This window comes from Malikia granosa (genome assembly GCF_002980595.1).
Classification (GTDB): Bacteria; Pseudomonadota; Gammaproteobacteria; order Burkholderiales; family Burkholderiaceae_C; genus Malikia; species Malikia granosa.
Map to the genome: position 1 here is coordinate 1 of NZ_PVLQ01000051.1, position 6,387 is coordinate 6,387.

Genomic DNA, 6,387 nt, shown 5'->3' on the forward strand with positions numbered 1-6,387 from the left:
GGGCACCTTGAAATCACTCCCCTTATATGAGGTAAAAGTTCGTTCTTGCTGGATGTGAGTGAGTGACTTTACCTATGAAGGATAGTGCCCGTAGTAACGTGCAACCAGATGCATATTATGAGCTGGCAGCGTTCTTCGGGGCCTTCGAGCTAGGCGAGGATTGATTTCAACTTGAGGAGCTTGTGCGCGAGGCGGCCTTTCGACAGCCTCTTTCGCTGCAGCCTCGGCGCCAACTGGTACCACCTGTCGCTGCACCCGAGTGAATGCCGTGTAGACCAGGGTCCGGTCCAGCAGCCGATGCCCTGTGCGTGGCGTCGATGACGCGACGCCACAAGTAGCCCTGTCAACTCGCCGGATTGCCAGCAGTCTGTAGCTCGGATGAGCGGGTTGTCTCACAAACGAACGTATATGTGACAGGAACAGTATGCATATTGGATACATGCGGGTATCGAAAGCGGACGGATCACAGTCCACCCATCTGCAGCGCGACGCGCTCATCGCTGCCGGCGTGAATCCCGCTCATCTCTACGAGGATCTGGCTTCGGGTCGACGTGATGATCGCCCTGGGCTGGCTGCCTGCCTGAAGGCGCTGCGTGAAGGCGACACGCTGATCGTATGGAAGCTCGACCGGCTCGGTCGAGACTTGCGCCACCTGGTCAACACGGTGCACGACCTGACTGCGCGTAGCGTGGGATTGAAGGTGCTGACGGGTCACGGTGCGGCAGTCGACACCACGACCGCTGCTGGCAAGCTGGTGTTCGGAATCTTTGCTGCACTGGCCGAGTTCGAACGGGAGTTGATTTCCGAGCGAACGGTTGCCGGACTTGTCTCGGCGCGCGCTCGCGGCAAAAAAGGGGGGCGCCCGTTCAAGATGACCGCCGCCAAACTGCGCCTGGCGATGGCCAGCATGGGGCAACCGGAAACCAAGGTCGGCGACCTCTGTGCAGAACTAGCGATTACCCGGCAGACGCTCTACCGGCATGTGTCGCCCCAGGGCGAACTGCGACCGGACGGCGTCAAGTTGCTCTCCCGTGGTTCAGTCGGGTAGGTGGCGATGGTATGAAACAGACTACGTGCCAACTCGGCAACGATTCAGTCCCCGGTGTCTACCCCCAGCTGCCTATCAGATGAAAGCAATGAGCGTCAGCACAGCAAGTGTTTGACGGCCGTGTGTAAGCCAAGCGCATATAATCGAACTATGCGTTCGTGGCTGCTGATCGTCTTGATGATGTGGATGCCGTTGCAGCTGTCTTGGGCTGCGATGGGTTCGTCCTGCGCGCACGACCGGGACGCCATGGCACAGCATCTCGGACACCATGTCCACCAGCATCAGAGTTTCGAAGATGCTGCCGCCAAGAAGTCGGCTGGTGTTGTGTCGCCAGATCTCGATTGCGGTACCTGCCACGCCAACTGTTCCATGGCTTTGCAGGCGGCGCCCTCTTCGGGGTGCATCCAAACCAGTTCGGTGGTTCTCTCTCGACCGCTACCTTGGTCGGAGTTCTTGCTCATTGATCGCCCAGATCGACCACGTTGGACATCCCCGGTATAACCGGGGATTGTCTAGCCGCGTGATAGCCCCGCGCACTTACCAATCCCTGTAAAGCGCACCAGCCCCTTGGGGCTGGTGGTGTTTTTATTTTGGGGATGGATTTCATGCATTTTTCTCGTTGGCGGGCCTACCCCCGCTTGCTCTGGCTCTGCGCAGTTGGCGTCATGATCGCCTTGGACCAGTTGACCAAGGTCTACTTCGCCGCGACGATTCCCTTTGGGTCTTCAATCGAGGTGACGAGCTGGTTCAACTTGGTTCATGCCCTGAACGAAGGAGCCGCTTTTTCGCTTTTCGCGGATGCTGGTGGCTGGCAGCGCTGGTTTTTCATTACTGTTGGCATTTTGGTTGTAGCTCCCATCACGCTCATCAGTCTATTCAAACACGCCGAGCCCTTGGAGCGGCTAGTCGGGGCACTGATCGTGGCAGGAGGGACTGGCAACCTCATTGACCGCATGTTCACTGGTGCAGTGACCGACTTTCTGGATCTGCACTGGCGCGGCCTGCATTGGCCAGCGTTCAACCTGGCCGATGTCTTCATCGTGTTGGCCGTGATCGGCTGGGGGCTGATGTCATTGCCGCATTCGCCTCCCAAGACCAGGAGCGAACCATGAAGAAGGACTGGTCACTGCTTCTACTGGCATGGCTGATTGCGACCACCGCCACGTTGGGTGCTCTTTTCATCGGTGAAGTCATGCTGATGACGCCGTGCACCCTGTGCTGGTACCAGCGCATCTTCATGTTCCCTATCGCAATCATTTTGGGGATCGCTTGCTTCACCGATGACCGTCAGGGTGCAGTTTATGCCCTTGCACTGGCCTTGGGAGGGCTGGCTATGGCCGGCTACCACACCCTGCTCGTTGCAGGACTGATCCCCAAGTCCTGGGTGCCTTGCAGCGCCGGAGTCTCCTGCGCGGACCAGAAACTCGAAATCCTCAATGGCGTCCAGATACCTTGGCTGTCACTGGCCGCGTTCATGGCGCTGGCCTTCCTTCTCGTCGCATACCTCAGAAAGTCCTCCAGATGAATTCCAAAAAAATCACCGTTTCAGTCCTGATCGTCATCGTCCTGGCTTTCTTCTTCTTTGGCATGAACGCTTACCAGAAGCGTGTTCAGGACTCACAGGCCGAGAAGGTCAGTCAGTCAGAAAACAGGTTGGTTCGCTTCCATTCGCCAGTCTTCGGTCCGAGCAATGCGTCGGTCACGATCGTCGAGTTTTTTGACCCCGCGTGCGAGACCTGCAGAGCGTTCTATCCCATCGTCAAGGACATTCTCAAGCAATACCCGCACGATGTGCGGCTGGTGATGCGATACGCGCCCTTTCATCCGGGCTCTGATCAGGTAGTCAAGCTCCTGGAAGCCGCCAAACGACAAGACAAATACCTGCCTGTGCTGGAGATGGTGTTGGCCACTCAACCGCAATGGGCCGACCATGGTAAACCCAACATCGATCTGGCGTATCGCGCAGCGCAGGAGGCAGGTCTGGATATCGAAAAGGCGAAAAACGACGCTCAGACACCTGAAATCGAGGCGGTTTTGAAGCAGGACATCGAGGACCTGACCGCTTTGAATGTCACCAAAACACCGACGTTCCTCGTCAATGGTCGCAGTCTGCCAACTTTTGGTGACGTGCAGTTGAAGGCCCTCGTCGCCGAAGAAGTGGCCAAAGCCAGGAAGTGACATGACACAGCATTTTTCATCTGTCCCGGCGCAGCCGACCTCCAGTCGTCGGCGTTTTGTGCAGATAACCTTTGCTTGCGTGGCAGGTGTCCCTGCACTGGTGGCCTGCTCACCAGATGTAGCCAAATTCAAGAGCACCGACGTGACCGGTGCCACCTTTGCAGAGAATCTTCGGCTCAAGGATCAATACGGTAGCGTGAGAACGCTCAAGGACTTCAAAGGCAAGATCGTGGTGGTCTTCTTCGGGTACACGCAGTGCCCGGATGTCTGCCCCACATCGATGAGCACCATGGCGGAGGTCAAGCGCTTGCTGGGTGCACAAGGCGACCTGCTGCAGGTGCTCTTCATCACGGTGGATCCCGAACGGGACACTCAGCCATTGCTCAAGGAGTACATGGCAAGCTTTGACCCGGGCTTTCTTGCCCTGCGGCCAGAGCCCGACGAACTCAAGGGCGTCGCGACCGACTTCAAGATCTACTTCAAGAAGGTCCTGGGATCGACCCCGACCTCGTACACCATGGACCACTCGGCAGGGAAGTACATCTTCGACACCGAAGGTCGGGTCCGCTTGTTTTCCGCCTACGGAACCGACGCCGTCTCGATCGCGTCGGACATCAAGATCCTTTTGTCCGCCGTCTGAGGCTCTTCTTTTCCAAGCCTTGATGAAGCCATCTACTGAACTGTCATGAAACCCGCGTACCTGCCCCCACTGAAAACACTGATCCAAAGCCACCGGCGGCCTGTGATGGGGGCGTTGGGCATATTGATGCTGGGTACGGGTGTCGTGGCCTTTGGCGTCTCACCTACCTTGCCCGATGCAGCTCAGTGGCCTGTTCGGCAGGTGGTGGAGCCTGTGGATGCGTCTATAGCTTTGCCTGTGTTGACAGGGTCGAACCCCGAGTTTCTCGTTCACCAATCGCAGCTCACTCGTCGTGATGACTCTGTCCAGACCCTGCTCAGACGGCTGGGCATAGATGATCGTGATGCACAGATGTTTCTCGCACGCGACGCCACATCGCGCCTGCTGCTAGCGGGTGCGCCCGGCAAGCTGGCCTCTGTCACCAGAACCCCCGAAGGGCGCCTGAAAACCTTGTCGGTGCGCTGGGTGGACGCGAACAACCAGCGCGTCAGCCGACTGGTGGTGGAGCGGCAGGACGGCGGGTACGCCTCTCGGCTCGAACAGCCGACACCTCGGCGTCTGGTTCAGTTCGGCTCGCTCACCATTCGCTCCTCGTTCTATGCCGCCACCGATCAGGCCGGCATTCCGGATGCCATCGCTGAGCAGGCGGTAGAGGCCTTTGCCGGGGACATCGACTTCCAGCGCGATTTGCAACGAGGGGCACGCTTCAGCCTGGTCTATGAGGCGTTTGAGTTGGATGGAGAAATCCTGTTCACCGGACGGTTGCTGGGCGCCGAAATCCAGAGCGGCAAGGAGACTCATCAGGCCATGTGGTTCCAGGTGCCGGGCAAGGCCGGCGAGTTCGTCAACCTGGATGGTTCGAGTCAGCGACGGGCCTACCTGGCCTCCCCATTGGCGTTTTCCAGGGTCACCAGTTCATACGGATCACGCATCCACCCGGTGTTCGGGGTGCAAAAAGCCCACAAGGGAACGGACTATGGGGCTCCCGCCGGAACTCCGATTCGGACTGTGGCCGACGGTGTGGTGACCTTTTCGGGCTGGCAAGGTGGATATGGCAACTACGTGGTCATTCGACATCCTGATCAGGCCGCTACCGCTTATGCCCATCTGGGACGCATCGCCGTCCAACTTGGACAACGCGTGGAGCAAGGCCAGACCATCGGCACGGTTGGTTCGACCGGAACGGCGACGGGTCCGAACCTGCACTTTGAATACCTCGTCAAGGGCGAGCGAACAAACCCGTCGCGAATCGCTAGCGATTCATCGGCCTCGACCGTTGTGATCGCCAACCTGCCAGGTTTCAAACAGGAGGCAAAAGCCATGCGGGAACAACTCGTCACGGCCGCTGCTGTCGCCCTAGCCAACGCGCAGTGATCCGGACACGAGTGGGAGTGTCCTTGCCCCTGTTGAAACCCATGGAAGATTAAACTTCCCTTGCCGCCATGAAAACACTGCTGCTCTACATCGCCACCGCCATCGCGGAGATCGTCGGTTGCTACTTGCCGCTGCTGTGGCTGCGCGGTCAGGGCTCAGGCTGGGTGCTGTTACCAGCAGCTGCCTTTAGCCTTGCCACGTTTGCATGGCTGCTCACCTTGCACGCCGCTCCGTCCGGACGAGTCTATGCAGCCTATGGGGGAGTTTACGTGGCAGTGGCGCTGGGGTGGCTGTGGTCGGTGGACGGCATCCGCCCGAGCAACTGGGATCTGGTGGGTGTGGCCGTAACCCTCGCAGGCATGGCGATCATTGCGTACCAGCCTCGCTTGTGAAACATAGGACCTGCCGACCCATCATTTCGCCAAGCACGAGAGTTTCCAGCGCGTAGACCATCAGCGCTCGAACCTGAGCTGATCTTCAAGCTGGCCGCGCGCAGCATCTCGACATTGGCATAGGGCAAGTGGACATGATTGCGCTCGGCTTATCAGTTCAGCGGCCTGCAGAGCGTCCCTCGCCGCATGGGAAGGCGGGGTTGACTTGGCCTTACCGGGCCCACATGTAGTTCTGTTGGAACAGCATGTGATTCATCATCTGCTGCTGCATGCCAAGGTACTGGTCCATCATGTATTGACGCTGCTTCAGCTGTTCCGGCTTGAGCCGCGAATAGTAGCTCCCCATGCCATGCCACCCCATCATGCCTGGACCACCCATATGCCATCCTCCGGGCGTGGAGTCCCCCCCGCAGCAGCCCATCATGCCGGACCCCCACATGCCCTGCATCAATCCCATGTTGTTTTGCATGGTCGCCGCATGCTCCTGGAGGAGTTTTTGCCGCTCCTGCGGGTCTTGCGTCTGACGGATCTTGTCCATCTGCTCCTGCATCTTCTTGATGTTTTCCTGGATCTGGGTCGCCTGCTTGTCAAACTCGGCAACGTTGGGCGCCTTCTGTTGCGCTTGCGCGCTCTTGTCGGGTGCGCTGGCCGGCTGGGCACCGACGGGCGCACCAGCAACAAGGGCCATGGCAAATGCCGCTGTCAAAACTACTCGTTTCATTTGGCGATCTCCTTTAGCAGGCCGTTGAAAAATA

At 58.6% G+C, this 6,387-nt stretch carries 8 protein-coding genes; 7 read left to right on the forward strand and 1 reads right to left on the reverse strand.

The window, feature by feature from the left end; translation table 11 throughout:
* Window positions 1-439: 439 nt before the first annotated feature.
* The 7 genes from C6P64_RS13065 (at window position 440) to C6P64_RS13095 (ending at window position 5,632) form a co-directional block, all read left to right on the forward strand.
* Entirely contained in the window at window positions 440-1,048 is a 609-nt protein-coding gene (locus C6P64_RS13065) for a recombinase family protein (RefSeq protein ID WP_483869226.1), read from the forward strand.
* 665 nt (window positions 1,049-1,713) lie between these two features.
* On the forward strand, window positions 1,714-2,160 hold the full coding sequence (lspA, locus tag C6P64_RS13070; RefSeq protein ID WP_170073104.1) for a signal peptidase II: 447 nt from the start codon (window positions 1,714-1,716) through the stop codon (window positions 2,158-2,160).
* On the forward strand, window positions 2,157-2,573 hold the full coding sequence (locus C6P64_RS13075; RefSeq protein WP_105749008.1) for a disulfide bond formation protein B: 417 nt from the start codon (window positions 2,157-2,159) through the stop codon (window positions 2,571-2,573). The genes lspA and C6P64_RS13075 overlap by 4 nt, the downstream gene beginning before the upstream one ends.
* Window positions 2,570-3,226 carry a DsbA family protein gene (locus C6P64_RS13080; RefSeq protein ID WP_105749009.1) on the forward strand — a complete coding sequence of 219 codons (657 nt, stop codon included), beginning with the start codon at window positions 2,570-2,572 and terminating at the stop codon, window positions 3,224-3,226. The genes C6P64_RS13075 and C6P64_RS13080 overlap by 4 nt, the downstream gene beginning before the upstream one ends.
* 1 nt (window position 3,227) lies before the next feature.
* Window positions 3,228-3,866, forward strand: a complete 639-nt coding sequence (locus C6P64_RS13085; protein ID WP_105749010.1) for an SCO family protein — start codon at window positions 3,228-3,230, stop codon at window positions 3,864-3,866.
* Between the two features lie 45 nt (window positions 3,867-3,911).
* Window positions 3,912-5,240: a M23 family metallopeptidase gene (locus tag C6P64_RS13090; protein ID WP_105749011.1), complete on the forward strand. Its 1,329-nt coding sequence runs from the start codon at window positions 3,912-3,914 to the stop codon at window positions 5,238-5,240.
* 68 nt (window positions 5,241-5,308) lie between these two features.
* Window positions 5,309-5,632, forward strand: a complete 324-nt coding sequence (locus C6P64_RS13095) for a YnfA family protein (RefSeq protein ID WP_105749012.1) — start codon at window positions 5,309-5,311, stop codon at window positions 5,630-5,632.
* A 211-nt stretch (window positions 5,633-5,843) separates the two neighbouring features.
* Here C6P64_RS13095 and C6P64_RS13100 read toward each other — a convergent pair whose 3' ends face one another.
* Window positions 5,844-6,353: an OmpH/Skp family outer membrane protein gene (locus C6P64_RS13100; RefSeq protein ID WP_105749013.1), complete on the reverse strand. Its 510-nt coding sequence runs from the start codon at window positions 6,351-6,353 to the stop codon at window positions 5,844-5,846.
* Window positions 6,354-6,387: the final 34 nt, after the last annotated feature.

What these genes read in the sequence shown, in the direction of transcription:
- C6P64_RS13080 (WP_105749009.1), top strand. Translation starts at nt 2,570, where the DNA reads ATGAATTCCAAAAAAATCACCGTTTCAGTCCTGATCGTCATCGTCCTG.
- C6P64_RS13065 (WP_483869226.1), top strand. Translation starts at nt 440, where the DNA reads ATGCGGGTATCGAAAGCGGACGGATCACAGTCCACCCATCTGCAGCGC.
- C6P64_RS13100 (WP_105749013.1), bottom strand. Translation starts at nt 6,353, where the DNA reads ATGAAACGAGTAGTTTTGACAGCGGCATTTGCCATGGCCCTTGTTGCT.
- C6P64_RS13095 (WP_105749012.1), top strand. Translation starts at nt 5,309, where the DNA reads ATGAAAACACTGCTGCTCTACATCGCCACCGCCATCGCGGAGATCGTC.
- lspA (WP_170073104.1), top strand. Translation starts at nt 1,714, where the DNA reads ATGATCGCCTTGGACCAGTTGACCAAGGTCTACTTCGCCGCGACGATT.
- C6P64_RS13075 (WP_105749008.1), top strand. Translation starts at nt 2,157, where the DNA reads ATGAAGAAGGACTGGTCACTGCTTCTACTGGCATGGCTGATTGCGACC.
- C6P64_RS13085 (WP_105749010.1), top strand. Translation starts at nt 3,228, where the DNA reads ATGACACAGCATTTTTCATCTGTCCCGGCGCAGCCGACCTCCAGTCGT.
- C6P64_RS13090 (WP_105749011.1), top strand. Translation starts at nt 3,912, where the DNA reads ATGAAACCCGCGTACCTGCCCCCACTGAAAACACTGATCCAAAGCCAC.